The following is a 25,951-nucleotide window of genomic DNA, read 5'->3' as shown; positions in this document are numbered from 1 at the left end:
CGGAACTAGGGCTTGGTGGTATCGGCCGGCTCCACGGCCTTGGGCTTGGGTTTTGGCTTGTTGAAGAGGCTGTTGAAGCCCTTTGCCAGTTGCTCCTTGGCCTTGTTGGCGGCGTCGATGCGCTGCTGCTTTTTGTCGAGCTCGGCCTGGGCAGCGGCTTCTTCGGCGGTCTGCCCGGCGCGGCGCACGCTGTCCTCCTTGCTCACGGCGCGGGGCTTCAGGCCCAGCAGGTCGAGGGCTTTTTGCTTGGCCACGTTTTGCACCAGGGTTTTGCCCTGGTCCTTCATGCTGCCGCTGGTGAGCTTTACCACCGGAGCCTTCACCGTGCCGCCGATGTTGAGGCCCAGCGTCACGCGGTCGGTGCCCTGAATGTTGCTCACGCCCGTGAGGCGGGTGAGCTGGCTGCTCATGGCCGTGCCGAGCCGGCCGGTGGGCACGTTCAGGGCCGTGACGTACGACAGCACGCCAGCCAAGCTGTTCGAGCCGCCGATGTTCATTTTCACGTCGCCAATAGTGAGGTCGAACGGCTGAACTACCAAGTTGCCGTTCACGATGTTGGCCTGGATTTTCTTGTCCACAACCACCAGCGTTTTCAGCTCGGGCAAGGTCGTCAGGCTGGCAATCTTAGTCATCACCTCCGATTGATTGATGGCCGCTTTCACCACGTCGAAAATGCCCTTGCCGCTCAGCGTGGCCAGGTTCGGGAACATATCCGGCCCCATCTCCCCGCTCACGCTAAAGTTGGTACCAAACACGCCCTCCACCTGACTAGCCAGCGGCACCAGCGTCTTGATGGTGTTAAACGCCGAGAATGCTTTCTGGAAGCTCAGGTTATTAATGTTCAGCCCGAAGTTGAATTTCGGGTGCGCCAAATCCTTGCTGCTGTAGCTGCCCGTAGTACCAAAGCTGCCGCCCAGCGTATTAAACGTCAGGTTCTTGAGCGTGGCCGTCTGGTCGTTCACCGTCACGATGCCCTTGGCATCGGTCAGCTTCAGGTTATCATACGTCACGTTGTCGACGTGGCTGTTCAGCACCAAATCAAAGAACTTAGGAATCTGCAGCACGCCCTCCGCTTTGGCCGGGGCCTTGCCGCCCGTAGCCGCCACCGTGGGCTTGGCCGATACCTCGTCCACCATCCACTCGTTCACGTTGAAATTGCGCGAGTTAACCGTCAGGTTGCCCTTCAACGACTGCCCCGGCGTGAACAAATACCCCAGGTAGTTGCTGATGGTGCCCGACGCCGCGAAATCGGAGCTACCGGCCATACCATTCACGTTTTGCAGCGCAATCTGGTTGTTGTTGAAAGTAGCCGTACCGGTACTGATTTTCACCCCTTGCGGCAGGTCTTTGCTCTTGTAAGTCACGTTGGTAGCCTTCACGGTGCCGCTGGCCACCACGTTCTGGTAGCGGCCGGCTTCCACGTCGGCCATGTTGCCCTTGGCGGCAATATCACCAGCCACGCGGCCCGTCACGGTCATGCCTTGCAGGGGGAAAATCTTCGTGATTTTGGTCAAATCCACCGTGCCGCGCACGTTGGTATCGAACACCGGCTTGTCGATGTTGTGGGCCGTGAGGCGGCCTTCCAGCGGCTCACCTTCCAACACCATTTTGAACTGTGGCAAGTTAATCTGCGTGTCATTCACCTTACCAGTAGTATTTACCACCGTACCGCTCAGGTTGATATTCTCAATCGGAGCCGGGAATTTGGCCGATTTCACGAAGCCATTGCTCAGCCGAATGGCCGCGTTCACCACCGGCATCTGCGTTTTCGAGTAAATCCCTTTCGCCGTGCCATCCACGAAAAACTGTCCGCGCATGGCTAAATCCTTCACCGGGTACACCTTCAGGGCTTCCTCCAGGTTCACGTTAGCCTTCACGCGGCCGTCCACCTTCATCGGGTTCAGCCCGTCGATGGCAATGTTGCCATCCACTGGGTCTGGGCCGAGGTCGAGGTGAAACTGCGGGATATTGACTTTTACATCATTAGTCACGCCCGTGGGGTTACTCACCTGCATTTTCAGGTTGATGTTTTTGGCCGCCCGGGGCAGCTCGGGGTATTTGAACTGGCCGTTGGTCACCACCAGGTTCACGCCGTAGCCGGGCAGCTGCGTGGCGGTCTGGGTGCCTTTCGCAAAGCCGTCAAACGCCACCTTGCCGCTGGTTTCAATGTTCTTGAACTTGTCGGTATAAGCGCCCGGCACCAGACTGAGCAGGGTTTTGAAATCCGTTTCCAGCGCCTTGAAGGTGATATCGTAGGTAATATCCGTGGCATTCGGCAGGCCAATGGCCCCGGCAAAGCTGAACGGGAAGTCATTGAGCTTAAATTTATTATCCTTGAACGTGTACAGGCTCTTATTCAGGTCCATGTTCAGCGTCACGTCGGCGTCGAGCTTCTTATCCGTCACGTAGGCCACGTTGTTGTAGCTCATGTCCAAATCACCGGCCGTGGTCTGCGATTTCATATCGAACACGTTGCTGGCGAAGTCGCCGCTGCCGGTGTGGTTCACGCCGCGCGCCTCCATGCGGAAGGGGAGGGTCAAATCCTCGTAGCGCAAATGCGCGTCCGTCAGCTTCCAGCCCTTGATGGCCAGGCTCACCTGGCTGGTATCCTGCCCCTTAGCCGCAGCGGCCGAGTCTGAAATCACCACGTCCCAGTTAGCGAGGCCGCTTTTCAGGCGGCGCAGGCTCAGGTCGGGCCGTTCCAGTTCCACGTTGTTAATCTTGATTTCCTGGCCCTTTATCACCGTCATCACATCCAGGCCCACACGCAGGCTGGGTAGGTAGGCCAGCGTATCGCGGCTGAACGAGTCGAGCCCAATCACCCGCAGGTTCTTGATATCCAGCGTCAAATCCGGGAAAGAGTGAAACACGCTCACGTCGATATCAGCCGGATTGTAGAGCACCTTGGCCCGCACGCGCTGGGCAATCTGCTTGTCGGCCAGCGCCCGCAGCTTGTCTTTAAATAGAAACGGTGCCGCTACCGCCGCCAGCACCAGCACGATAACCAAGGCCAGCAACCCCAACAAAATCTTTCGCATAGCAAGTCCTCTTAAATGAATGAATCCCAACAAAGGTAAAACGCTGACTGTGCCACAATTTGAGGTCAAATCGACGAGCACGCCGTTTTAATAGAGCAGTAATAACGGGTATAGGCTCAACAGTTGGCTTTTGCGACATCAGGTCGGTTATCCAAACAGGCCAGCCACTTTACTCCCGAAATAATAATCCTGTTAGAAAAGCAAAACATTAGGATTGGATTACTTATAAATAATTACCTAATTATTCTAAACTTATTTTTGCACTATCTTTGGCCTGAAATGGACGTTGTGGGTTTATAATTTAGCACCAGCTGTTTGTCCAAACTACCGTCAATGGGGTTTGAATACTACTAGCAGTTGCCTCTCTTGAACTCATGTATTTGCATTTCAGAATATTAACTCCAACATAAAGGCTCAGCCCTATTATTTCCCGCATTCAGTATGAAGCGTTTTTTACCTGCTATTCCGTTGGTTATGCTGGGGTGGCTATTGGGAACGGCCCAGCCCACACGGGCGCAAAACACGGCTATGAGCCTGATGGGCAGCGTGCAATCCGATTCGCAGGCTCCGTTGCCGGGCGCGGCCATCACCGTCATTCACTTGCCGTCCGGGGTGCGCCACGCGGCCGCTACTGATGCGGCCGGCCGCTTCATGGTGGCCAACCTCATGGTGGGCGGCCCCTACCTGATACGGGTTGGAGAGGGCGGCTACCGCCCACAAACGGTGGAAAACGTTTTTCTCGAAACGGGCAAAACCGCCAACTTCACCGTCACGCTCAACAAGCTCGGCGATGCACCCGCCAAAGCCAACAACAACCGCAACATCCCAGCCAGCTCCCCCACGCTGGCCCTGGCCAATGAGGCCGTGGTGGGGGGCCCCGTGCTGGTGACGGCCCTCAGCGCTCCTGCGCACACCGTACGCCCCGTAGCCAATGCCAAGCCAACAGCCGCGCACGTAGCAAGTACGCCGGCAGCCCCCATGCCGGCCCCGGTGGCAGCAGCCCCGGTTGCTACTCCAGTAGCTTCAATAGCCCTGCCTCCTGCTGCCACCACGGCTACGCCAAATGCCCCGGCTTCGGCAGCGCCTTCGCGGTACCCGCGCTACAACAACCACTACCCGGCCCGCCGCCCCGCCGCCCGCGTAGCCGACCCCATTGTGCCGGGTCATTTCGATGCCAAAACCGGCAACTACCTCTACGAAACCGGCCAGCCCACCACGCTCAAGCTGCCCGGCGGCGCGACCGTTACAAACGTGGGAGCCAACTCGACTGAAAGCTACCTGTTCCGCTTTCTGAGCGACCCACAGGTGCAGGTAGACTCCGTGGACCTGACCCGGGGCTGGTACAATTTCGACCGGGTTTATTTTGAAGCTGGCAAGGCCACGCTCACGCCCGAGTCCGTCAGCCAGCTGCGCAACATTGCCACGCTGCTGCGCGCCTACCCCAACGCCCGCGTTAAGCTCGGCGGCTACACCGACGACACCGGTACCTACAAGGTAAACAAGGCGTTGAGCGAAGCCCGCGCCCGCACCGCTTGGGCCAGCCTGGTTGAAATGGGCGTGAGCCCCAGCCGCCTCGACGCCCGCGGCTACGGCCCCAACTACTCCATCGCCTCCAATGCCACTGAGGAAGGCCGCGCCATGAACCGCCGCCTGAGCGTGAAAGTGCTGCAAAAATGAGCCCCGGCCGTTCCGGCCTTCGCAGGGCCGGGACGTATCTTCGCCAGGCCGGCGCACTAATTCGCGCCGGCTTGGCGTTATGCCGGTCCGTATGCCAATGCCTTCTTCCTCGTTGTTTAGCAAGCTGATACGCCCTGCCTCGCTGGCCGGGCTGCTGGCGGCGGGCACCACAGTTGGCGCACACGGGCAGGATGTCTTTTTTTCCCAGCCCTTCGCCACCCGGCTGCACACCAACCCGGCTTTCACGGGTTTGGTCGATGATTACAGCGTCACGCTGAGCTACCGTAACCAGTTTCCCAGCCTGGCGGGCTCCTTCGTGAGTACCCAGCTCGGGGCCGACCTGCGCCTTAACACGCCGGGCCAGCACCACGCCCTCGGCCTGCTCATCAACCAGGACCGCACTGGGGCCGTGGGCTACACCCGCCTCGAAATCGGTGGCCTCTACGCCTACCACACCCGCCTCACCGAAAAAGTGGCCCTGAGCGGCGGCCTGCGCACCAGCTACGGCCGGCAGCGTGTGGGGTATGACAATTTCGTGTTCGGCGACCAGATTCGGGAAGATGGCAGCGTGGGCGGCCCCTCGGCCGAAGCTTTGGATTTTGTGCCCGTCAACTACTTCAGCGTGGGCACCGGGGTGGTGGTGTATTCCGAGCAGGGTTGGATTAGCTTAGCTGGCCAGCACCTCAACCAGCCCGACCTGGGCTTTCGCCAGCAAAGCCAGCTCCCGCTTTCGCTGAGCATTTCCGGCGGCTATAAGTTCTTCGTTATCAAACCCGGGCCGGGCATTGCCACCCGCGAGGTCAGCTACACGCCAGTGGCGGCTTACACCCGCCAGGGCGGTTCGCAGCGCATCGAAACCGGGGTATACCTCACGGCTTCGCCCGTCACGCTCGGGGCAGTGTATCGCAATATTTCAGTACCTGGCAGCGTTAGCCCCCAACACGTACTCGCTGCGGTGGCGGGCATTCAGGCCGGTGGCCTGCGCCTGGGCTACAGCTACGACGTGGGCCTGAGCCGCCTAAGTGCCGATTTGGGCGGAGCCCATGAAGTCACGCTGGCGCTGCGGGCATTTGACCGATTGGAAAATGCCCATCGTCGCCTAAAAAGGCGCGTTTATCCGGCATCCCCTTGCCCGGTATTTTAATATTTTGTATTATTGCGTCCTAATTGCGCTTGCTAACCCCTCCTCACCCATACTGGTTTTAACTTTGTTATGAAATTAAATAATTATCTACGCTTAGTCTTGGTGGGGGCGGTGGCCCTTGCGGGCTGTGGCAAAAAGGGTCCGGCGACGGCTTCGAACCCTGGTAAATATTCCTCTACGACGGGTATCGAATACAATACCGAGAAGGGCATGGCAGTAGCCAACTTCAAGAAAATTCCCGAAGGCCCCGGCCTCGTGTTTATTGAAGGTGGCCGCACGGTACTGGGCTCGCAGGAGGAAGACGTGACCATGACGCACGACAACATCGAGCGCACGGTGACCATCGCCTCGTTCTACATGGACGAAGCCGAGGTAGCCAACATTCACTGGCTGGAATACCTGCACTTTATCCGCACCGACTCGGCCGAAGAGTTTTATAAGTCGGCCCTGCCCGACACCACCGTTTGGGCACGCGACCTGTCGTTCAACGACCCCTACGTTACTTACTACCTGCGTTACCCCGGTTTCCGCTTCTTCCCCGTGGTGGGCGTGAGCTGGCTGCAGGCCGATGACTATTGCACCTGGCGTACCGCCAAGGTGAACGAGCGCCTCGCCGCTGGTGGCGACAGCAAATCGGGCAAAGGTGGCCTGTTTGGCAAGAAAAAAGACAAAGGCGCTGCTGCCGGTGCCGAAGGCACTGCCGGTGCCGCTGGTGCCCTGGGCAACGGCAAAAGCACGACTTCCATCGAAAACGGCAACACGCTGCCCAACTACCGCCTCCCCACCGAGGCTGAGTGGGAGTACGCTGCACAAGCTCTCGTAGGCACCCAGGAAGTAGGCAATGAAAACCAGGAGGAGAAGCGCATTTACCCCTGGGATGGCAAATCGACCCGCAACGCCTACGGCCGCAAGCAGGGCCAGTTTCTGGCTAACTTCAAGCGTGGCCGTGGTGACTACGCCGGTATCGCCGGTAGCCTGAACGATGGTGCTATGATTACGGAGCAGGTGTACGCCTACCCGCCCAACGACTACGGCCTCTACAACATGGCCGGCAACGTGAACGAGTGGGTGCAGGACGTGTACCGCCCCCTGTCGTTCCAGGACGTGGAAGATTTGAACCCCTTCCGTCGTAATGGCGTGGGTGACCCCGCCGAGAAGTACGACAAGAAAGGCTACCAGTCGCTGATTGACGACCACGTTCGCGTGTACAAAGGCGGTTCGTGGCGCGATGTGGCCTACTGGCTCTCGCCCGGTACGCGTCGCTTCATGGCTGAGGATTCGGCCACGGCAACCATCGGTTTCCGTTGCGCAATGATTAACGCTGGCTCGAACAAGTAATCGGTTCGACAAAGCAAAAAAGGTCGCTCCTGAATCAGGAGCGACCTTTTTTTATGGACTATATTTTCAGCTGATTGGTGACTTACCTATCCGCACACGCAATGGCTGCGATGCTTACTTCGGATGCGCCAGCCGCCAGCAGCACTGCGCCGCAGGCTTCTAGCGTAGCGCCAGTGGTAAGCACATCGTCAACGATGAGGATGCGGCGGCCGATGATCGACGCTGGATTTTCAACTTCAAAGACCGTTGCGACATTTTCCCAGCGCTGGGCGCGGTTCTTTTTGGTTTGGGTTTTGGTGTTGGTGGTGCGGCGCAGGGCGGTGTTGGCGGCCGGCACTTTCAGGCCCTCGGCTAAGCCGGTGGCGAATGCGGCAGCTTGGTTGTAGCCTCGCTTGGCCAGCTTGCGCGGGTGCAGCGGCACGGGGATGATGAGGTCGAAATCGGTAGCCAGGCCGGCGGCGTGCAACTCGGCTCCGTAGAGTTGGCCGAGGGCGCTGCCCACGTCGCGCTGGCCTTGGTACTTGAGCTCATGGAGCAGGTGCTGCACCCGGCCGTGGCGCACGAAGCGCAGATAGCTCAGGGCATGGCGGATGGGCAGCTTGCCCCAGAAGCGACGGCCCAGCGGGTTTTGGTCGGGCGGCAGCAGGTGAAAGTCAGTGTAGGGCAGTTCGGCCCTGCAGCCGGTGCAGAGGTGGTTTTCGCCGGTTACCAGAGGCTCGCGGCAAGCCAGGCACAGGCGGGGGTAGATGAGACCAAGGAAATCGGCCCACAGAGTGCGGAGCATGGCGGTAGAGTGGGGGAAGGGTTTGGGAGTAATTTTGGAGAAGCAATGTAGCTTAAACCGGCGCATTATGCTGAACCAGAACAGTCATGCTGAGCGCAGCCGAAGCATCTCTACCGCTTCGTTGTTGTTGCATTGATTACTGACTGCGGTAGAGATGCTTCGGCTGCGCTCAGCATGATGTTCCTTCTTTCTCAGAATATTCCCTAAAAATGTCCCAAGTAACCGAATTCAACGAGTACCGCCAGCGGATGAATGCCACCATCATGGCAGCCGATAACAAGGTCATCAAGCGGTTTTTCAACCTCGACACCAACACGTACGCGGCCGGCGCGCTCGACGTGAAAACCAAGGAAATGCTGGGCCTGGCCTGCTCTATGGTACTGCGCTGCGATGATTGCATCAAGTACCACGTGGGCAAATGCTTTGATGAGAAGCTGACCGACGAGGAGATTTATGAGGTGTTTGCCATTGCCAACATCATCGGCGGCAGCATCGTGATACCGCATTTCCGCCGCGCGGTGGAGTACTGGGAAATCCTGAAATCGGAAGCCGGTGCCCACGATGGCGCGGCCCTGGCCGCCCACAAAGCCGAACACGACGGCCAGCCCCACGCATGAGCGAGGACCTGAACCACGCCGCCCCGGCCGAGCACCCCGAGGCCGAAGCCGACTTCGACGCCCGCTGGGAAACCCTGATGGTGGAAATGGAGGAGCGTTTCGGTAAGCGCCCCGACCTGAATGCGCTGCTGCTGCTCATCGGCATTCAGGAGTTGAACCAAGGCCTCACCACCTTCACCAAGGAGGAAAAACAGGACCTGATGCACATTGCCACCTGCCGCCTCTTCAGCCTCAGCGGCCACTACGAAAAGACGCACGTGGACGCCGACGGCTGGCCGCACTACAGGCTGTTGCGCCCCGTGCCCTTCGCCAACCTGAAGGAGCAGGAGCGGATGCTGAAATGGCACGTGCTGGAATATTTCTCGCTGGACCCGGGAGACGAACTATGAAAATTGTTTCTTACAACGTGAATGGCCTGCGCTCGGCCCTGAGCAAGGGCCTGCTGGACTGGGTGGCCGAGGCTGCGCCCGACGTGCTGTGCCTCCAGGAAATCAAAGCCAGTCGTGAGCCGATGGATATTTCCGGATTCGAAAAGCTGGGCTACCACGCCTATCTGCACCCGGCCCAGAAGCCGGGCTACAGCGGCGTAGCCATCTTCTCGAAAGTGAAGCCGAAAGCCGTGGTGCACGGCTGCGGGCAGAGCTGCTACGACGACGAAGGCCGCGTGCTACGGCTCGATTTCGAGAATGTATCGGTACTGAACACCTACATGCCATCGGGCACGAGTGGGCCGGAGCGGCAGGCGTTCAAGATTGAGTGGCTGCACTTTTTCCGAGACTACGTGGCCAAGCTGCGGGCCGACGGGAAAACCCCACCGCTGCTCATCGGCGGCGATTTCAACTGCTGCCAGACGGCTATTGACCTGCATAACCCGAAAGCCAACCAGAACAGCCCCGGCTACACGCCGGAGGAGCGGCAGTGGTTCTCCGATTTCCTGAGTGATGGGCTGGTGGATACCTTCCGCCACCACCACGGCGAGGCCACGGGGCACTACTCGTGGTGGAGCTACCGTGCCGGCTCGCGCAGCCGCAACGTAGGCTGGCGCCTCGACCACTGGCTGGCGGATGCGGCCTTGCAACCGCGCCTGACCGGCGCGGGTCTGTTGCCCGACGTGGTGCATTCGGACCACTGCCCGGCTTGGGTGGAAGTACTGTAGCGCGGACTGCGCGAGTCCGCGTGTCGTTCGGTCAACACGCGGACTCGCACAGTCCACGCTATAGCACTGAACCAAGCAGCCTGCTCCTGATGTATCTTTCCCGACTAAGACCTGATTTATGGCGATGCTGATGGAGCGCGGCGCTGCGGCGGCCGAGTACCCCGCCCTGGCGCGGGTACGAACGGAGCTGGAGGCTTTCAAGCGCAAGTTTTACCTGAACCTGCTGGTGCGTGGTGGTTTGGTGGCCGGCGGCCTGCTGCTCACGTTTTTCGTGGTGTTCAACGGGCTCGAATACTTCCTCTACCTGCCCACCGTGGTGCGGGCCGGGCTGCTGTTTGGCTTCATCGGCCTCACGATTTACAGCTTTGTGCGCTGGATTTGGACGCCGCTGGCGGCCCTCACCAACCTGCGCCGGCTGCTGAGCGATGAGCAGGCCGCTCGTCGGGTAGGGGAGATATTTCCGGAAGTGCAGGACCGCCTGCTGAACGCGCTGCAGTTGCAAGGCCAGGCCCGCGACAACGCCCTGATTGCGGCCAGCCTGGAGCAGCGCGCCGCGCAATTCGGCCAGTACTCGTTTGCCGAGGGCATTAATATTCAGCAGCAGAGCAAGCCGCTGTGGAAGTACGCAGCCATTCCGGCGGCCGTGCTGCTGGCGCTGCTGGCGTTTTACCCCAGCTTTCTGGTGCAGGGCACCGAGCGCATCTGGCACTACAAGCGGGCGTATTCGCCGCCCGCGCCGTTTCAGTTTTTGATTAAGAACCCCAAGCTGACGGCATTCCGGGGTGAAGATTTCACGCTCAATGTAGACGTAGCGGGTGCGGCTTTGCCGGCCGAGGTGAGTATTGCAATGGACGGCGGCGAGCGACGGCTGAGCAAGATAGCCGGGCACGGCGACCAGTTCCGCTACACGTTTGAGCAGCCGCAGGGCGACGTGACGTTTCAGTTGAAAGGAGCGGGGTTTGCTTCGCCAGAATACCAGCTCACGGTGCTGGAGCGGCCCAATCTGCGCGATTTCAAAGTCAATATCACCTACCCGCCCTATACTGGCAAGCCGGCCGAAACCATCGAGAACGGCGGCAACCTGACCGTGCCCGAAGGCAGCACCGTACGCTGGGAGTTTGCCACGGCCGCTACCGATGAGCTGGCGCTGGTGTTCCAGAACCCTGACGAGACGCTGGCCGCGACCGGCGACGATGGCACCTTCACCGCTGAGCGGCGCATCATGCGCTCGCAGCCTTACCTACTGCGCCTGAAAAACCCGGCCAGCCTCAACCGCGACCCGATTTCCTATCAGCTCACGGCGGTACCCGATTTGCCGCCTTCGCTCACACTTGAGGCGTTTTCGGATACGGTGACGCGGCGCTTCCTGGCGCTGGGCGGCACCGTGCGCGACGACTATGGCCTGACCCGGCTGGAGTTGCACTACGCGTTGCGGCGGGCAGGGCAGGGGCCAAATGCCGCACCCAGCCGCCAGGGTGCCACGCCGCTGGGCTTGCCCCGCGAAAGCGCCGGTACCTACGCGTACACTTGGAACCTGGGCGCGTTGAACATGCAGCCTGGCGACCGCCTCGAATACTTTGTGGAGGCTTGGGACAACGACGGTGTGCACGGCCCCAAGGCCACCCGCACCCGGCCGGCCGAGTTCCGCCTGCCCAGCCGCCGCGAGCTGCGGCAGGAGATGCAGGCCCAGGCGCAATCCGTGGCCAGCCAGATGAGCCAGGCTGCCAAGCAAAGTGAGAAGCTGGAGCGCGAGTTGGCCAAAACCCAGGACAAGCTCAAAACCAAGCGCGACCTGAGCTTTCAGGACCGCAAGCAGCTGGAAAACATGCTGGACGAGAAAAACCAGCTGAACCAGCAGATGGAGCAGATGCAGAAGATGTTTGAGCAGCTGCAGCAGAAGCAGGACCAGCTCAGCCCCAAAAGTGAGGAGCTGGCCAAAAAGGCCGAGGAGTTGAAAAAGCTGATGGCCGACCTGCTCGACCCCGAAACCAAGAAGCTCTACGAGAAGCTGCGCAAGCTGCTGGAAGAGCAGAAGATGCCCGACGCCGAGATGCAAAAGCTACTGCAGCAGCTCGAAAATAAGGAGGACACCCTGCAAAAGGAGCTCGACCGCGCCCTCGAAATGTTCAAGCAAATGCAGCTGGAGCAGAAGGCCGAGGAAACTGCCAACAAGCTTGACGAGCTGGCCAAGCAGGAAGATAAGCTGGCCGAAAAAACCGCACAGAACGACAAGGAAAACCCCGATAACAAGGCGTCGAATCAGGACCAGAAAGCCAAACAGGAGGAGCTCAAAAAAGAGCAGGCCCAGAACCAAAAGGAGTTCGAAGACCTGAAAAAAGAGCTCCAGGACCTGAAGCAGATGGACAAGGAACTGGGCGACCAGAACGGCATGGACGAGCAGAAGCCCGACCAGGAGCAGACCGACCAGGACATGCAGGAAAGCCAGCAGAGCCTAAGCAAAAACCAGAACAAAAAAGCCGCTGGCCAGCAGAAAAGTGCTGCTTCCCGCATGAAGAAAATGGCGCAGAAAATGCGCGACCAGATGAGCGAGGAGGAGAGCGACCAGGCCCAGCAGAACATCGATGACCTGCGCGACATCCTGGACAACCTTCTGACGTTGAGCTTTGACCAGGAGCAGCTGATGAAGGACTTCCGTAAAGTGGACCAGTCCGACCCGCGCTTCGTGCAACTGGGCCAGACGCAGCGCAAGCTGCGCGACGACGCTAAAATCATTCAGGATTCGCTGTATGCTCTGGCAAAGAAAGAGCCTAAGATTCAGAGCTTCGTGACCCGTGAGGTGGGCGAGATGAACGGCCGCATGGACGAGTCGCTCACCCACATTCAGCAGCGCGACTTGGGCCGCGCCACCGCCACCGAGCAGCAGGCCATGACCAGCATGAACAACCTGGCCCTAATGCTGCAAAGCTCCCTCGACCAGATGCAGCAGGAGGCACAGTCCGGCAAAGGCCAGCCCAAGGACGGCCAGGGCAAGCCCGGCAAGAAAAAAGGCAAGGGCAAAGGGCAGGGCCAGGGCAGCAAGCCAGGCCCCGGCAACATGGGCAAAATGCAGCAGCAGCTCAACGAGCAGATTCAGCAGCTGTCGAAGTCGGGCAAATCGGGCCGCGAAATGTCGCAGGAGCTGGCCAAGCTGGCCGGCCAGCAGCAGATGCTGCGCCAAGCCATGCAGCAGCTCGACAAGCTACAGCAAGGCGGCAAGCCCGGCGGCTCGCAGGGCCAGGGTGGCGGCCAGCCCGGACAAGGGCAGAGCAAGGAGGGAAAAGACGGCAAAGAAGGCGGCCAGAACGGCAAGGATAGCAAAGGCGAACAGGGCGCGGGCGGCACCGGCGACATCAAAAAAATGATGGAACAAACCGAAACCGACCTCGTGAACAAGCGCCTCACCGAGGAGACAATGATGCGCCAGCAGCAAATCCTCACTCGCCTATTGGAAGTAGAAAAATCGGCCCGTGAGCGAGACCAGGACACCAAGCGCGAGGCCCAAGCGGCTCAGTATAAACCCCCGGTATTCCCGCCGGCGTTCGACAAATACAAGGTTAGCAAGGAACGCCAGACCGAGTTATTACGTAGTACACCCCCGAACCTGACCCCGTACTACCAGCGCGAGGTGGGCGAGTACTTTCAGAAAATCAAATAATCCGAACGGCTTCCCATCCAAGCGGGCCGCTGTTTCGTTAACCAATTAGTGTACTGTTAGAACCAAGCATTTGAGGATAGCAGAAATAGTTGCGGCGCTTTGCCGTTAAAAGACTATTTTTGCCGCCCCAAACTCGCTGCCGTCCTTCCCATCAAACCGCCTTATGAAGCAGGTAAAAATTCAGATTCCGTCGCTCGTTGAGAATATCCGCGTCGTTGAGAGCTTCATCGACAATTCCAAGGATACCTTTCAGATTGAGGACGATATCTACGGCAACATCATGGTGGCCGTGACCGAAGCGGTGAACAATGCGATCCGCCACGGCAACAAGTTCGACAAAGACAAGAACGTCTACCTGTCGCTCTACGTGGAGCCCCAGCAGCTTAAGTTTGAGATTGAGGACGAAGGCACGGGCTTCAATTACGACAACCTCGACGACCCCACGGCCCCCGAAAACCTGGAAAACCCGGGTGGTCGCGGCATCTTCCTCATCCGCCACCTGGCCGATGAAGTGGAGTTCAGCAAAGAAGGCCGTTGCCTGCTGCTCACCTTCCAGCTAGCCCCCGCGCCCGCTGACGAAGCCACCACCGCCGACCACCTCGCTGCCTAAAGCTGCCTGATTCCGCATGAACAGCACCCCGCCGCTGGGCCCGCCCCACAACGAAAATTTCCCTCCCGGCGAGCTGCACCACGAGGCCCCCGGCATCGAGTTCATGGTGGAAGACGCGCCCGATTTTGAGCTTTCCGACGCCGAAGAGCTGTTGGGCTGGATTGAGCGCGTGGCCAAGGTGCACGAGCACCGCATCGTGCAGCTCACGTACATCTTCTGCTCCGATGACTACTTGCACCGCCTCAACGTCGAGTACCTCGACCACGACACGCTGACGGACGTCATCACGTTTGATAATTCCGACGACGCCGACATCCTCGAAGGCGACATCTTCATCAGTGTAGAGCGCGTGCGCGACAATGCCAAGGACCTCGGCATCCCGTTCCGCGACGAGCTGCACCGCGTCATGATTCACGGCGTGCTGCACCTGCTCGGCTACCACGATAAGGACCTGCTGAGCCAGACGGCCATGCGCGCCAAGGAAGACTATTGCCTGGCAATGCGCGAATTCTAGGCTGCTTGATTCTGAATTAAGGAACGTCATGCTGAGCGAAGTCGAAGCATCTCCACTGTGCAACTAATCAATTTTAGTATTGCGGTAGAGATGCTTCGACTTCGCTCAGCATGACGTTCTTTTTATCCGCTGCTGCTTCCGTTTATGGCCGCCTCTTCTTCTGCCGATTTCCCCATCATTCGGGGCGATGCCCTGGATTTTTACCTCGCCCAGGGCTACTACCGGATGCAGCAGGACCTGTTCACCTGCCAGTTCGTGCCCTTCGATGGCCGCCTCTACACCGCTCACTGGCTGCGCATCGACTTGGCCCGCGTGGAGTGGGGCCCCGAGCAGCGCCGCCTGTTGCGCCGCAATGCCCGTTTCAAAGCCACCATCCGGTCCTTCCGCCTCACCGACGAGTACGAGGAGTTGTACGCCCGCTACCGCGCCGCCATCACCTTCGATGCCGCGCCGACTATTGCGGCCGTGCTGCTGGGCGAATCCACGCACAACGTCTTCAACACCCAGATTATCGAACTCCGTGACGAAGGCCGCCTCATCGCCGCCGGCATCCTCGACTACGGCGAGCGCACCCTGGCCGGCATCCTCAATTTCTACGACCCCACCTACCACCGCCACAGCCTCGGCAAGTATCTGTTGCTGCTGAAAACCGACTATGCCCGTCGCCAGCGCCTCGACTACTATTACCCCGGCTACCTGGTGAATAATTATCCGAAGTTCGACTACAAGCTCTTTGCCTGCGCCACCGCCACGGAGGTTTTCGACAGCATCAACGGTCAGTGGCTGCCTTTTGCCTGGGAGGCCGTGCAGGCCAATTCCGCCGAGCTTTTTGCTGAGTGGTTGCCGGAAGATTTACAGGGCAACTTTAGTCCCAAATCCTGAAAGCGGCAAGCCGTTTCACGTGAAACTGGCGGCCGGGGCCGAATTGCGTAATTTTGTAGCTGTTAAAGACGGAAAATCTATTCTCGCGCAGCGTTTCGCGGAGATAGCAGAGTTGCGCAGTGTGCGGCTTTGAACTGATTCGACCGTCCTGAACTTTATAAACTCTGCGGAACTCAGCTCCCTCCGCGAACCTCTGCGCTTATGTTTCAGCAAGAAGATTACGATGTCATTGTAGTGGGCGCGGGCCACGCCGGCTGCGAAGCCGCCGCCGCCGCCGCCAACCTCGGCTCGAAAGTGCTGCTGGTGACGATGAACATGAACACCATCGCCCAGATGTCGTGCAACCCCGCCATGGGCGGCGTGGCCAAGGGCCAGATTGTGCGCGAAATCGACGCGCTGGGTGGCCAGTCGGGCATCATTACCGACCAGACCATGATTCAGTTTCGGATGCTGAACCGCTCGAAAGGCCCCGCCATGTGGAGCCCGCGCGCGCAAAGCGACCGCATGCGCTTCGCCGAAGCCTGGCGCCTGACCCTGGAAGGCATCGCCAACGTGGATTTCTGGCAGGAAGCCGTGACCGGCATCGTGGTAGAAAACGACACCGCAGTGGGCGTGAAAACTGCCCTCGGCATCGAGTTTCGCAGCAAGTCGGTGGTGCTCACCAACGGCACTTTCCTGAACGGCCTCATTCACATTGGCGAGAAGAATTTTGGCGGTGGCCGGGCGGCCGAGAAGGGCAGCCGCGGCATCACCGAGCAGCTGGTGGAGCTGGGCTTTGAAGCCGGGCGCATGAAAACCGGCACTCCGCCCCGCGTGGACGGCCGCAGTCTCGACTACTCCAAAATGGAAGCGCAGGGCGGCGACGAGGTGCCCTGCAAATTCTCCTACCTCGACACGCCGCGCCTCACGCAGCAGCGCCCCTGCTACATCACCTACACCAACGAGCGGGTGCATGACATCCTGCGCGAGGGTTTCGAGAAGTCGCCCATGTTCCAGGGCCGCATTAAGGGCCTGGGGCCGCGCTATTGCCCCAGCGTAGAGGACAAAATCAACCGCTTCGCCGATAAGGACCGCCACCAGATTTTTGTGGAACCCGAAGGCTGGAGCACCGTGGAATGCTACGTGAACGGCTTCAGCAGCTCGTTGCCGGAGGATGTGCAATACCGCGCCCTGCGCGAAATCGCGGGCTTCGAGAACGCGAAGATGTTCCGCCCCGGCTACGCCATTGAGTACGACTTTTTCCCGCCTACGCAGTTGGCGCTGACGCTCGAAACCAAGCTGATTGCGGGGCTGTATTTCGCGGGCCAAATCAACGGCACCACGGGCTATGAGGAAGCCGCTTGTCAGGGCCTGATGGCCGGCATTAACGCGCACAACAAGGTGCACGGCAAAGCACCCTTCGTTCTCAAAAGGAGCGAGGCCTACATCGGCGTGCTCATTGATGACCTGGTGAACAAAGGCACAGATGAGCCCTACCGCATGTTCACGAGCCGCGCTGAGCACCGCATTCTGCTACGTCAGGACAATGCCGACCTGCGCCTCACCCCGCTGGGCCACGAGTTGGGCTTGGCTTCGGATGAACGTTTGGAACGCGTGCGGATGAAGGAAGCCCAGACCACCGAAATCAGCACGATATTCCTGAAATTCGCCATCGAGCCGGCCGAAATAAACCCGCTGCTGGTGGAGCTGGGCTCGGCCGAAATCCACGAAAAAACCCGCGCCGTAAACTTGTTGCGCCGCCCTAACGTGGAGTTGGCTGACCTACGTCGCGCCCTGCCCGCGCTGGATGAAGCGCTGGCTTCTTTCGACGCCGAGGCGCTGGAGCAGGCCATCATCAACATCAAGTACGAAACGTATTTGCTGAAGGAGCAGCAGCAGGCCGAGCGCATGCAGGAGCTGGAAAACTTTGTAATTCAGGGCCGGCTCGACTACCGCGCCATGCCCGCCCTCAGCCACGAGGCGCGGGAAAAGCTCCTCAAGATTCAGCCCGAAACCATTGGTCAGGCTTCGCGCATCAGCGGCATCTCGCCCGCCGACGTGTCGGTGCTGATGGTGTACCTTGGGCGGTAAGATGTAGCGCGGACTTTGTGGTCCGCGAGTGGTCTAATTCCCCTCGCGGACTACAAAGTCCGCGCTACCTAAAATCTTGCGAGCTTTGCACAGCTATAAAATGAGCCGCGCCGCACCTGTGCCGGCCGGTTTTTGCCTTTAGAAGTATCCGTGTCCTACGAACGAATTGATAATTGCCCGGTTTGCGGCAAAACCGAATTCCGCAACAAGCTGGTGGTGGAAGACCGCACGGTGAGCCACGAAAGCTTCGCCATTGTACAGTGCGCGGCGTGCAGCTTCCAGTTCACCAACCCGCGGCCGAATGAGGTTGAAATCGGCAAGTATTACGAGTCCGACGCTTACGTGTCGCACAATAGCGCGGCTCAGGGCTTCGTGAACCAGGCCTACAAAATGGCGCGGTTTTTCACCATGCGCCGCAAAGTAAGCCTGCTGAACAAACTCGCCCCGCGCCGCGGAAAATTGCTGGATTACGGCTGCGGCACGGGTCATTTTCTGGCCGCCGCCAAGTCGGCCGGCTGGCAGGTGGCCGGCCTGGAGCCCAACGCCCGCGCCCGCGACGAAGCCAGCCGGCGCCTCGGCCAAACGATAGGTCAGGAGAGCCTGGCCCAGTTTCAGCCCGGCACGTTTGATGCGGTTACGCTGTGGCACGTACTGGAGCACGTGCATACCTTGAACGAGACGCTGGCCCAGCTGGTGGCCCTGCTGAAACCGGACGGCGTCATCCTCATCGCCGTGCCCAACGTGGAAAGCCTCGATGCCCAGCACTACCGCGAGCTGTGGGCGGCCTACGACGTGCCGCGCCACCTCTACCATTTCGCGCCCAAAACCATGGCCCAGCTGCTCAAAAAGCATAAGCTGACCATCCGCCAGACGCTGCCCATGCCGCTCGATGCCTACTACGTGAGTATGCTCAGCGAGAAGCACAAGGCTGAGCGCGCCGGCGGCCTGCTCACCGTGCTCAAGGCCGGCTACAAGTCGAATGCTTACGCGGAGGAGCACGAGGGGCAGTATTCGAGCCTGCTGTACGTGGCCGGGCGGCGCACCCTAGCCAGCACCTGATGCGGCCGGCGGTACAGTGGCGGCTGATGCTTGCGGCGGGCCTACTGGCCACCGCCGCCCGTGCCCAAACCGTGCCCGTGCCGCTGCCCGATTCCATCAAAAAGCCACCGCCGACCTTTGTGGCCGATACCGCCCGGCGCGTTGTGGTCGTTAGCACCACCGAGCCGACTTCCGAGGTGACGCGCCGCACGGGGCTGCGCATCGGGGCGGCCATTGTTGTTCTTACGCTCACCACGCTGCTGTTGTATAATGTCCGTTCGCGCTGAATTGCTGGCTTTGCTGGCGCTGGTTGCCTTGCTTGAAAGCTGCGCCGCCGTGGCCCCGCCCCTGGGCGGCCCCCGCGACCGCACCCCCCCGCGCCGCATCAGCAGCTCGCCCGACAGCGCGGCCCGCAACGTGAAGCAGCAGTTCGTGCGGCTCAATTTCTCGGAGCCTGTGGTGACTAAGGAGTTGAGCAAAAACCTGCTCATCACGCCCCAGCTGCCCGAAGACAACCCCTACAAGCTGCGCGAAGACCGCAACTCCATCACGCTGCTTTTCGATAAGCCGCTTGATGCCAACACCACCTATAGCTTCAATTTCCGCGAGGCTGTGGTGGACATCACCGAGGCCCTGCCGGCCAAAAACGCCTACCTCACCTTCAGCACCGGGGCCGTGCTCGACTCGGGCAAGGTGCGCGGCACCCTCACCGATGTGCTCACGGGCAAGACCGTGGAGGGTTCCAGCATCGGCCTCTACCGCGAAGGCGACACGCTGGGCGTGCGCAAAGGCCGCCCGTACTACACTGTGCTCACCGACAAAGCCGGGAAATTCAGCCTGAATTTCCTCAAAGCCGGCACCTACAAAATCTACGCCGTGGCCGACAAGAACAACAACGGCCACTACGATGAAGGCGAGAAAATTGCCTACCTGCCCACGCCCATCACCATCGAGGGCAATACCAGCAAAGACATCGCCCTCGTGCTCACCCAGCCCGATAAGCGCCCGCCGCTGATTACCTCGCGCACCCCCAGCCCCACGCAGCTGCGCCTCAGCCTGAGCGAAGGCGTGCGCACTGCCACCCTGGTCGCGCTGGACAGCAAAGCCGCCCCAGCCGCCGTAGCCGAGGCCGTTCAATTAGCCGACCGGGGCCGCTCGGTGGTGCTTTTCAAAACCCCGGAAGTGGGTGATGGCCGCTACGTCCTCACCGCTACCGACAGCACCGGCAACGTGGGCCATGATACTCTGCAAGTCAAGTTCCCAGTGCCAGCTGCGGCCAAAAAAGCACCCGCGCCGTCGCTCTATACCGTGGAGGGTGGCACGCGCAACGTGTACCCCGAAGGCCAGGTGAAATTCCAGTTTTCGGTGCCCGTGCGCATTGCCAAAGACCGGCCGTTTGGCACGCTGGTGGAGGATTCGGTGAAGCGCCGCCCGCTGCGCCTGCCCGCCGACGGCGTGCTCAGCGCCGACCGCACCGAGCTGGCCGTACGCTTCAATTCTAAAGCCAAAAAACGGCTTGAAATCCTGCTCGACAGCACCGCCATCACGGCCATTACCGCCCAAGACTTGCGCCTGAAGCCCCTGCGCCTCGGCATCAGTGAGCAGGACGTGTCGACCAGTCTTTCGGGCACTATCACCACCAAGGAGAAGAGCTTTGAGCTGCAATTGCTCGATGAGAAGTTTCAGGTGGTGGCCAGCCTGGTTTCGCCCAAGGGCACTTATTTGTTCTCGGATATGGCTCCCGGCACCTACCGCCTGCGCGTGCTCATCGACACAGACGGCGACGGCCGCTGGCGCGGCGGCGACTCCAACCTGCTGCTCGTGCCCGAACCCGTGTACCTCGACCCCAAGCCCCAGCAAGTCCGCGCCGGCTTCGATATTGTGGAGCCGCTGAAATTTTAACCGCAATGCCCTTTTCTTGTCGGGGTGCCAATCTGTCTGATTTTGCAGCAGGCAGTTCCTTACGGCATTTCGGCGTTGCTATTTAGATTGGCATTTCGCTCGCGGGCGGTGCCGCTGCCCTCCGGTTTTCACCCTTTTCCTGGCTTAGCCAAGTCTCTTCGGCAGGCTTGGTTCCGATAGCAAAATCAGCTAAAACCCATTAAGCTGTCCACATTAGTGGATAACTTTCCTTCTTTTCCAGTTACTGAGCCGCTTTTTCGCCCCTAATCCACCGCTTTTCCACGGGGTTTTCCACATCGGTTATCGGTTGAGGATAAATTCGGGGATAACCTGGGGGAAACACCCCGGCCTCTCGGGGATAAGTGGGGTAGAAGTTTTTTTGGCCAGTAGGCTGTCCGCACAGGGCAAATCGGGCGGGGATAACCGTGGATAACTTTCCCCGGGGAAAACGCCTTCCCACACCGTCATTTTTCAGGGGATAATAAAAATGTGGAAACGTGGTGGACATGTTGAAAATCGATTCAACGCACTGTAAAACAGCCTCTTGTTTTCCACAATGCCGGTGTATAGCCCGTGGATAAAACCGGTATTACCCCCACGTTATCCCCAGCGTGGATAACCTCGTCGGCTTTTCCACTTATCAACCGACCTAATGAGTGGAAATAAAAAAGGTTTTTAAGAAAAAAATTTAATCAAAAATTAAAAGTGGGGAAAACCCGAGTGGGAAAAGCTTTTCGGATTTCCTGTTCCGTTTAGCCAAAAGCGCTGCTCAAAAAAATGGAAAGGCCCGGGCGTTTTGAATTTCAAAAAGCGCCATCCCGGTTTTTGCGCGAATCCGTATGGGTTATGCACATTGCCCAAAGACCTACCAAACCTTTGATTCAGGTTTCCCCATGCCGTTCGATTACACCCTCGATTTCCATTCCGTCGATTTCCGCCAGCACCCCGAACTCTACCGCGTGGGCCGGGGCGAGCAGGGCGTGCTGCTGGTGCAGCCCTACAAGGCCGAAATCCTGCCCCACTGGCGCTTCAAAGACGCGGCGGCGGCCCGGGAGTCATCCGAGACGATTTACGGCCTGTTTGAGGCTTATTTGAAGGCCCACGACTTTGTGGGAGCCGACATGGCCCGCAAATTCATCCAGATGGGTTTTACCCGCGCCCGGCGCTACGCCAACCACGCCGGCGGCAAGAAATACGCCGGCCCCGTGCCCGCCGATAAAAAAGGCCAAAGCGGAGCCCACGGCCGCGCCGAATTGCCCCGCAATCCCCATCCCGATGTGGATAAGGTGGAAGCCGCCGCCATTTTCAAGCGCAAGTGGGACGAGGCCAAAGCCAACCCAGAATACCTGCGGCAGAAGGAAGCATTTATTGAGAAATACGGGAAGTAGGGGATAAGTGTGTGGATAAAACCGCCTGTCATCTTGAGATTGCGAAGGACCTTATCACGGCTGTTTCGTTTGGGTTTACGGCCAATCGTTTCGACGTGATAAGGTCCTTCGCTGCGCGGACGCCAGATGAGGGATGACAGGCGGCAACCAGGCACCACGCACCAACAACCAAGCCTCAACCCTACCTTTGCTTACTACCCTTCACCCCAACCCGCATGAGCACCCCCCAACCCTCCAGCATCGAGGAAAACGAAATCATTCTGGGCACCGGCATGGGCCCGCTGCGCTTCGGCGCCACCATGGACGAAGTGCGCACCCTCGTGGGCGAGCCCGAGGAAATTGAAGAGTCGGACGATGACGACGACTTCGAGCACCAGGCCTGGAACTACCACGAGGAAGACTACCTGCTCTCGCTCTACTTCGACCGCGAAGACGACTTCCGCCTGAGCTGCATCGAAACTGACAACCCCAACATGCGCCTCTACGGCGAGGCCATTTACGGCCTGAGCGTGGACCAGGTGAAGGCCCTCATGGAGCGCCACGGTCAGGCTACGCCCGAGCTGGAAACCATGGAAGAAGGTGCCATTCGCCTGTCCTACGAGAAGTCGATGATTGACTTATACTTCGAAGAGGGTGAGCTGCAGTTCGTCAATTTCGGCGTGTTCATCAACGACGACATGGAAGTGCAGTGGCCCAAATAATCTTGCTTATCCACATTTCGACGCTTTTTGGCTGTGGATAAGTGGATAAGTCGGTGATATCAGCTGGTTTAACACGCACTTTCGGCTGTTTATCGAGAAAGAGTCCCGATTATTCGTTCAGGCATTAAAAAAGGCTGCTCCCGATTAAGGAGCAGCCTTTTTTGTGTTTTGACTTGTTGGGCTTAGCGGCTACAGCAGGGCCCGGAACAGCAGGAACAGCACGCCCGACAGCACCATGGTTACTGGCAAGGTTAGCACCCAGGCCAGGGCAATATTGCGCACCATGCCGGGGTTGATGTTCTTAACGCCACGGCTGGCCACCATGCTGCCCGCGATGGACGAGGTGAGGACGTGCGTGGTAGAAGCCGGCAAACCGAACTGCGTGCTGACGCCAATCATGGCCGCCGCCACCAGCTCCGACGAGGCACCTTGGGCGTAGCTCAGGTGCTCCTTGCCGATGCGCTCGCCGATGGTTTTCACGATGCGCTGCCAGCCAATCATGGTGCCCACGGCCAGCGACAGGCTCACCATGAGCAGCACCCACCACGGGGCGTAGTCGGTGAAGGTTTTCATTTCCTTGGCGGCCGCGTCGTAGATGTTGCGGTCTTGGGTGCTTAGGCTGACGTTGGGCGAGGCCAGCAGCTTTTTGGCTCGGTTAGCGAGCAGCAGCACGTCGCGGCGAATCTCGAAACGCGTCTGCTGAGGCAATTCTTTTACTTCGGTTTTGCCGGCAAAAATGCGGTCGAGGTCGGCCGTTTTCTCCTGGATTTCAAGCAGGCTTTTCTGGTCGTTGGGGCTGAGGTCGGCGCGGTTTACGCGGCTGATGACGTACTCCACTTTGCCGAGCGACTCGCGCAGGTCGAGCGGGTTTTTGCTTTCATCGAGGGCGAAGCGGAAGGGCACAATGCCAATCAGAATCAGCATAACAAGGCCCACCCCCTTCTGGCCGTCGTTGGAACCGTGGAAGAAGCTTACCAGCGTACAGGTGGTGATAAGCAGCAGGCGAATCCAGAGGGGTGGGGGCTTGCGCTTGTGCGGCTCCTTGAAAATGGCCTTGCTGGGCGCAAAGCGCTTGAACAGGAACATCATGCCAATGGTGAGCGCGAAGCCCAGCAGCGGCCCTGCCAGCAGGGCAATGCCCGTTTCACCTGCTTTGGACCAGTTCACGGCTGTGCCGCGCGACTCGGGCAGCAGCGAATACGCAATGCCGACGCCCAGAATGGAGCCGATAAGCGCGTGCGAACTGGAGGCTGGAATGCCGTAGTACCAGGTGCCCACGTTCCAGATAATGGCGGCCAGAATGAGCGCGCCCACCATGGCAATGCCGTGGTACACGTTGGAATCGACGAGGCTTTCGACGGGCAGCAGGTAGACGATGCCCATGGCCACGCCGATGCCGCCGGCAAACACGCCGATGAAGTTCCAGAAAGCCGACCAGATGACGGCCACCCACGGCCGGAGGGCATTGGTGTAAATAACGGTGGCCACGGCGTTGGCCGTGTCGTGGAAGCCATTCACGAACTCGAACGCGCAGGCGGCCAGCAGGCACACGCCGAGGAGCAGAAGCACGTGAGGTTCTAAACCAAACATAAAGAGGGGGTTGGTGGGTATTTAGGTTGAATCATGGGTCAAAGGTAGGGAGGTAGCTTACAGACGCTATGTTACCGAATTGTGACCTCCGGTTGGCCAGGCTACGGGGAAAGGGATTTTGGGCCTTCTACGCACAAGTTTCAGCTTCAGCCGCATCGGCCTACTTTTGCAGATATGAACCCAGCAATCGAAACCACCCAGCTTAAGGATATTGTGGCCCACGCCAAGGAATACGGCTTCGTATTTCAGTCATCGGAAATCTACGACGGCCTGGCCGCCGTGTACGACTACGGCCCCAACGGCGTGGAGCTGAAAAACAACCTCAAGCGCCTGTGGTGGGAAGCCATGACCCAGCTGAACGGCAACGTAGTGGGCATCGACGCGGCTATTTTCATGGACCCGCGCACCTGGGAAGCCAGCGGCCACATCGCCGGCTTCAACGACCCGCTCATCGACAACCTCGACAGCAAAAAGCGTTACCGCGCCGATGTGCTGCTCGAAGAAAAAGCCGCCGAGTACGAAAACGCCGGCAACCCCGACCGTGGTGCCGCCCTGACCGCCGAAATGGGCCGCCTGCTCACGGCCAACGACCTGGCCGGCGTGCGCCAGCTCATCATCGACGAGAAAATTCTCTGCCCCGTTTCCAAAACCGGAAACTGGACCGAAGTGCGCCAGTTCAACCTGATGTTCTCGACCCAAGGCTCGGCCGTGGATTCGGACGCGCCGCCCGTGTACCTGCGCCCCGAAACGGCCCAGGGCATTTTCGTGAACTTCCTGAACGTTCAAAAATCGGCCCGCATGAAGATTCCCTTCGGCATTGCCCAAATCGGCAAAGCCTTCCGGAATGAGATTGTGGCCCGGCAGTTCATTTTCCGAATGCGCGAGTTTGAGCAGATGGAGATGCAATTCTTCGTGCGCCCCGGCACCGAAGGCGAGTGGTACGACACCTGGAAAGCCTCGCGCCGCAAGTTCCACGAGGCGCTGGGCCTGCCCGCCGAAAAGCTGCGCTTCCACGACCACGATAAGCTGGCCCACTACGCCAAGGCGGCAGTGGACATCGAGTACGAATTCCCCTTCGGCTTTAAGGAAATGGAAGGCATCCACTCGCGTGGCGACTTCGACCTGACCCAGCACCAGAACCTGAGCCGCAAAAAGCAGCAGTATTTCGATGCCGACATAGACCCCGCCACCGGCAAGGCCTACGGCAACTACGTGCCCTTCGTAGTCGAAACCTCGGTGGGTGCCGACCGCCTCTTCCTGGCCACGCTCTGCAACGCCTACCAGGAAGAAACCATCACGGAAGGGGAGGGCGACGCCCAAACCACCAAAACCCGCACCGTGCTGAAGCTGCACCCCGCCGTGGCCCCGGTGAAAGCGGCCATCTTCCCGCTCGTCCGCAAAGACGGCATGCCGGAGAAGGCCCAGGAAATCTTCGACGCGCTGAAGTTCGATTTCCGCCTCGTGCTCGAAGAGCGCGACGCCATCGGCAAGCGCTACACCCGCCAGGACCTCATCGGCACGCCCTTCTGCATCGTGGTTGATGGCCAGACGCTGGAAGACGAAACCGTGACCGTGCGCCACCGCGACTCCCGCGAGCAGACCCGCATGCCGATTTCGGAGCTGCGCCAGTACATCGGCGAGGCGGTGAGTTTCCGCCGCATCTTCGAGCAGCTGTAGGAATAGTTGTTTTAAAAGCAAAAAGCCCCGTTTCATTGCCTGAAACGGGGCTTTTTGCGTGTAGGGGCGGGGCTTGCCCCCGCCCGTCGTTGCAAGGAATCGTTGAGACGGTGCGAACGGCGGGCGGGGGCAAGCCCCGCTCCTACATCCGTCAGGCTCCCTTCTCAGTG

20 protein-coding genes are annotated in these 25,951 nt (G+C 59.5%); 17 read left to right on the top strand and 3 right to left on the bottom strand.

Going from position 1 to position 25,951, the window contains the following annotated elements; genetic code table 11:
* Positions 1 to 5 precede the first annotated feature (5 nt).
* Complete coding sequence (locus AAFH49_RS03705) at positions 6 to 3,038, bottom strand: AsmA family protein (RefSeq protein WP_342296099.1); 3,033 nt, start codon at positions 3,036 to 3,038, stop codon at positions 6 to 8.
* A gap of 441 nt (positions 3,039 to 3,479) precedes the next feature.
* On the opposite strand from AAFH49_RS03705, the gene AAFH49_RS03700 reads away from it, so the two are divergent.
* From AAFH49_RS03700 to AAFH49_RS03690, 3 genes are all read left to right on the top strand, one after another.
* Positions 3,480 to 4,715 (top strand): OmpA family protein, encoded by a 1,236-nt coding sequence (locus AAFH49_RS03700; RefSeq protein WP_342296097.1) that lies wholly within the window; start codon positions 3,480 to 3,482, stop codon positions 4,713 to 4,715.
* A 97-nt stretch (positions 4,716 to 4,812) separates the two neighbouring features.
* Positions 4,813 to 5,859, top strand: coding sequence for a PorP/SprF family type IX secretion system membrane protein (locus tag AAFH49_RS03695; RefSeq protein WP_342296095.1), 1,047 nt, complete (start codon positions 4,813 to 4,815; stop codon positions 5,857 to 5,859).
* A 69-nt stretch (positions 5,860 to 5,928) separates the two neighbouring features.
* Positions 5,929 to 7,197, top strand: a complete 1,269-nt coding sequence (locus tag AAFH49_RS03690) for an SUMF1/EgtB/PvdO family nonheme iron enzyme (RefSeq protein ID WP_342296093.1) — start codon at positions 5,929 to 5,931, stop codon at positions 7,195 to 7,197.
* An 82-nt stretch (positions 7,198 to 7,279) separates the two neighbouring features.
* Here the strand turns inward: AAFH49_RS03690 and AAFH49_RS03685 are convergent, their stop codons facing one another.
* Positions 7,280 to 7,981 (bottom strand): ComF family protein, encoded by a 702-nt coding sequence (locus tag AAFH49_RS03685; RefSeq protein WP_342296091.1) that lies wholly within the window; start codon positions 7,979 to 7,981, stop codon positions 7,280 to 7,282.
* A gap of 209 nt (positions 7,982 to 8,190) precedes the next feature.
* Here AAFH49_RS03685 and AAFH49_RS03680 point away from each other — a divergent pair, with 209 nt between their 5' ends.
* The 13 genes from AAFH49_RS03680 to AAFH49_RS03620 all read left to right on the top strand — a co-directional run bounded on the left by AAFH49_RS03680 (position 8,191) and on the right by AAFH49_RS03620 (position 22,514).
* Positions 8,191 to 8,598, top strand: coding sequence for a carboxymuconolactone decarboxylase family protein (locus AAFH49_RS03680; protein ID WP_342296090.1), 408 nt, complete (start codon positions 8,191 to 8,193; stop codon positions 8,596 to 8,598).
* Positions 8,595 to 8,987, top strand: a complete 393-nt coding sequence (locus AAFH49_RS03675; RefSeq protein ID WP_342296088.1) for a hypothetical protein — start codon at positions 8,595 to 8,597, stop codon at positions 8,985 to 8,987. Before AAFH49_RS03680 ends, AAFH49_RS03675 begins: the two co-directional genes overlap by 4 nt.
* Complete coding sequence (locus AAFH49_RS03670) at positions 8,984 to 9,754, top strand: exodeoxyribonuclease III (protein ID WP_342296086.1); 771 nt, start codon at positions 8,984 to 8,986, stop codon at positions 9,752 to 9,754. The genes AAFH49_RS03675 and AAFH49_RS03670 overlap by 4 nt, the downstream gene beginning before the upstream one ends.
* 118 nt (positions 9,755 to 9,872) lie before the next feature.
* Entirely contained in the window at positions 9,873 to 13,409 is a 3,537-nt protein-coding gene (locus AAFH49_RS03665) for a DUF4175 family protein (RefSeq protein ID WP_342296084.1), read from the top strand.
* A 163-nt stretch (positions 13,410 to 13,572) separates the two neighbouring features.
* A complete protein-coding gene (locus AAFH49_RS03660; protein WP_342296083.1) occupies positions 13,573 to 14,019 on the top strand; it encodes an ATP-binding protein in 447 nt (148 codons plus the stop codon).
* A gap of 16 nt (positions 14,020 to 14,035) precedes the next feature.
* Positions 14,036 to 14,533: an rRNA maturation RNase YbeY gene (gene ybeY / locus AAFH49_RS03655; RefSeq protein ID WP_342296081.1), complete on the top strand. Its 498-nt coding sequence runs from the start codon at positions 14,036 to 14,038 to the stop codon at positions 14,531 to 14,533.
* 144 nt (positions 14,534 to 14,677) lie between these two features.
* On the top strand, positions 14,678 to 15,415 hold the full coding sequence (locus tag AAFH49_RS03650; protein WP_342296079.1) for a GNAT family N-acetyltransferase: 738 nt from the start codon (positions 14,678 to 14,680) through the stop codon (positions 15,413 to 15,415).
* 201 nt (positions 15,416 to 15,616) lie between these two features.
* Positions 15,617 to 17,485, top strand: a complete 1,869-nt coding sequence (gene mnmG / locus AAFH49_RS03645; protein ID WP_342296077.1) for a tRNA uridine-5-carboxymethylaminomethyl(34) synthesis enzyme MnmG — start codon at positions 15,617 to 15,619, stop codon at positions 17,483 to 17,485.
* A gap of 150 nt (positions 17,486 to 17,635) precedes the next feature.
* Entirely contained in the window at positions 17,636 to 18,544 is a 909-nt protein-coding gene (locus AAFH49_RS03640) for a class I SAM-dependent methyltransferase (RefSeq protein WP_342296075.1), read from the top strand.
* Positions 18,544 to 18,810: a hypothetical protein gene (locus AAFH49_RS03635; protein WP_342296073.1), complete on the top strand. Its 267-nt coding sequence runs from the start codon at positions 18,544 to 18,546 to the stop codon at positions 18,808 to 18,810. The genes AAFH49_RS03640 and AAFH49_RS03635 overlap by 1 nt, the downstream gene beginning before the upstream one ends.
* Positions 18,794 to 20,425 carry an Ig-like domain-containing protein gene (locus tag AAFH49_RS03630; protein ID WP_342296071.1) on the top strand — a complete coding sequence of 544 codons (1,632 nt, stop codon included), beginning with the start codon at positions 18,794 to 18,796 and terminating at the stop codon, positions 20,423 to 20,425. The genes AAFH49_RS03635 and AAFH49_RS03630 overlap by 17 nt, the downstream gene beginning before the upstream one ends.
* Before the next feature lie 893 nt (positions 20,426 to 21,318).
* Complete coding sequence (locus AAFH49_RS03625; RefSeq protein ID WP_342296069.1) at positions 21,319 to 21,813, top strand: DUF4385 domain-containing protein; 495 nt, start codon at positions 21,319 to 21,321, stop codon at positions 21,811 to 21,813.
* A 215-nt stretch (positions 21,814 to 22,028) separates the two neighbouring features.
* Positions 22,029 to 22,514: a hypothetical protein gene (locus tag AAFH49_RS03620; protein ID WP_342296067.1), complete on the top strand. Its 486-nt coding sequence runs from the start codon at positions 22,029 to 22,031 to the stop codon at positions 22,512 to 22,514.
* Positions 22,515 to 22,703: 189 nt separating this feature from the next.
* Here AAFH49_RS03620 and AAFH49_RS03615 read toward each other — a convergent pair whose 3' ends face one another.
* Entirely contained in the window at positions 22,704 to 24,104 is a 1,401-nt protein-coding gene (locus AAFH49_RS03615) for an inorganic phosphate transporter (RefSeq protein WP_342296066.1), read from the bottom strand.
* Positions 24,105 to 24,278: 174 nt separating this feature from the next.
* On the opposite strand from AAFH49_RS03615, the gene AAFH49_RS03610 reads away from it, so the two are divergent.
* Positions 24,279 to 25,781, top strand: coding sequence for a glycine--tRNA ligase (locus AAFH49_RS03610; protein WP_342296065.1), 1,503 nt, complete (start codon positions 24,279 to 24,281; stop codon positions 25,779 to 25,781).
* The last annotated feature ends 170 nt before the right edge of the window (positions 25,782 to 25,951 follow it).

Source organism: Hymenobacter segetis, assembly GCF_038448715.1.
Lineage (GTDB): Bacteria > Bacteroidota > Bacteroidia > Cytophagales > Hymenobacteraceae > Hymenobacter > Hymenobacter segetis.
The sequence above is the reverse complement of the archived record's forward strand: the minus strand, read 5'-3'. Positions and strand labels throughout refer to the sequence as shown.

Excerpts from the sequence above, each read along its gene's own strand:
- AAFH49_RS03705 (WP_342296099.1), bottom strand. The coding sequence starts at position 3,038 with ATGCGAAAGATTTTGTTGGGGTTGCTGGCCTTGGTTATCGTGCTGGTG.
- AAFH49_RS03700 (WP_342296097.1), top strand. The coding sequence starts at position 3,480 with ATGAAGCGTTTTTTACCTGCTATTCCGTTGGTTATGCTGGGGTGGCTA.
- AAFH49_RS03695 (WP_342296095.1), top strand. The coding sequence starts at position 4,813 with ATGCCTTCTTCCTCGTTGTTTAGCAAGCTGATACGCCCTGCCTCGCTG.
- AAFH49_RS03690 (WP_342296093.1), top strand. The coding sequence starts at position 5,929 with ATGAAATTAAATAATTATCTACGCTTAGTCTTGGTGGGGGCGGTGGCC.
- AAFH49_RS03685 (WP_342296091.1), bottom strand. The coding sequence starts at position 7,981 with ATGCTCCGCACTCTGTGGGCCGATTTCCTTGGTCTCATCTACCCCCGC.
- AAFH49_RS03680 (WP_342296090.1), top strand. The coding sequence starts at position 8,191 with ATGTCCCAAGTAACCGAATTCAACGAGTACCGCCAGCGGATGAATGCC.
- AAFH49_RS03675 (WP_342296088.1), top strand. The coding sequence starts at position 8,595 with ATGAGCGAGGACCTGAACCACGCCGCCCCGGCCGAGCACCCCGAGGCC.
- AAFH49_RS03670 (WP_342296086.1), top strand. The coding sequence starts at position 8,984 with ATGAAAATTGTTTCTTACAACGTGAATGGCCTGCGCTCGGCCCTGAGC.
- AAFH49_RS03665 (WP_342296084.1), top strand. The coding sequence starts at position 9,873 with ATGGCGATGCTGATGGAGCGCGGCGCTGCGGCGGCCGAGTACCCCGCC.
- AAFH49_RS03660 (WP_342296083.1), top strand. The coding sequence starts at position 13,573 with ATGAAGCAGGTAAAAATTCAGATTCCGTCGCTCGTTGAGAATATCCGC.
- ybeY (WP_342296081.1), top strand. The coding sequence starts at position 14,036 with ATGAACAGCACCCCGCCGCTGGGCCCGCCCCACAACGAAAATTTCCCT.
- AAFH49_RS03650 (WP_342296079.1), top strand. The coding sequence starts at position 14,678 with ATGGCCGCCTCTTCTTCTGCCGATTTCCCCATCATTCGGGGCGATGCC.
- mnmG (WP_342296077.1), top strand. The coding sequence starts at position 15,617 with ATGTTTCAGCAAGAAGATTACGATGTCATTGTAGTGGGCGCGGGCCAC.
- AAFH49_RS03635 (WP_342296073.1), top strand. The coding sequence starts at position 18,544 with ATGCGGCCGGCGGTACAGTGGCGGCTGATGCTTGCGGCGGGCCTACTG.
- AAFH49_RS03630 (WP_342296071.1), top strand. The coding sequence starts at position 18,794 with ATGTCCGTTCGCGCTGAATTGCTGGCTTTGCTGGCGCTGGTTGCCTTG.
- AAFH49_RS03625 (WP_342296069.1), top strand. The coding sequence starts at position 21,319 with ATGCCGTTCGATTACACCCTCGATTTCCATTCCGTCGATTTCCGCCAG.
- AAFH49_RS03620 (WP_342296067.1), top strand. The coding sequence starts at position 22,029 with ATGAGCACCCCCCAACCCTCCAGCATCGAGGAAAACGAAATCATTCTG.
- AAFH49_RS03615 (WP_342296066.1), bottom strand. The coding sequence starts at position 24,104 with ATGTTTGGTTTAGAACCTCACGTGCTTCTGCTCCTCGGCGTGTGCCTG.
- AAFH49_RS03610 (WP_342296065.1), top strand. The coding sequence starts at position 24,279 with ATGAACCCAGCAATCGAAACCACCCAGCTTAAGGATATTGTGGCCCAC.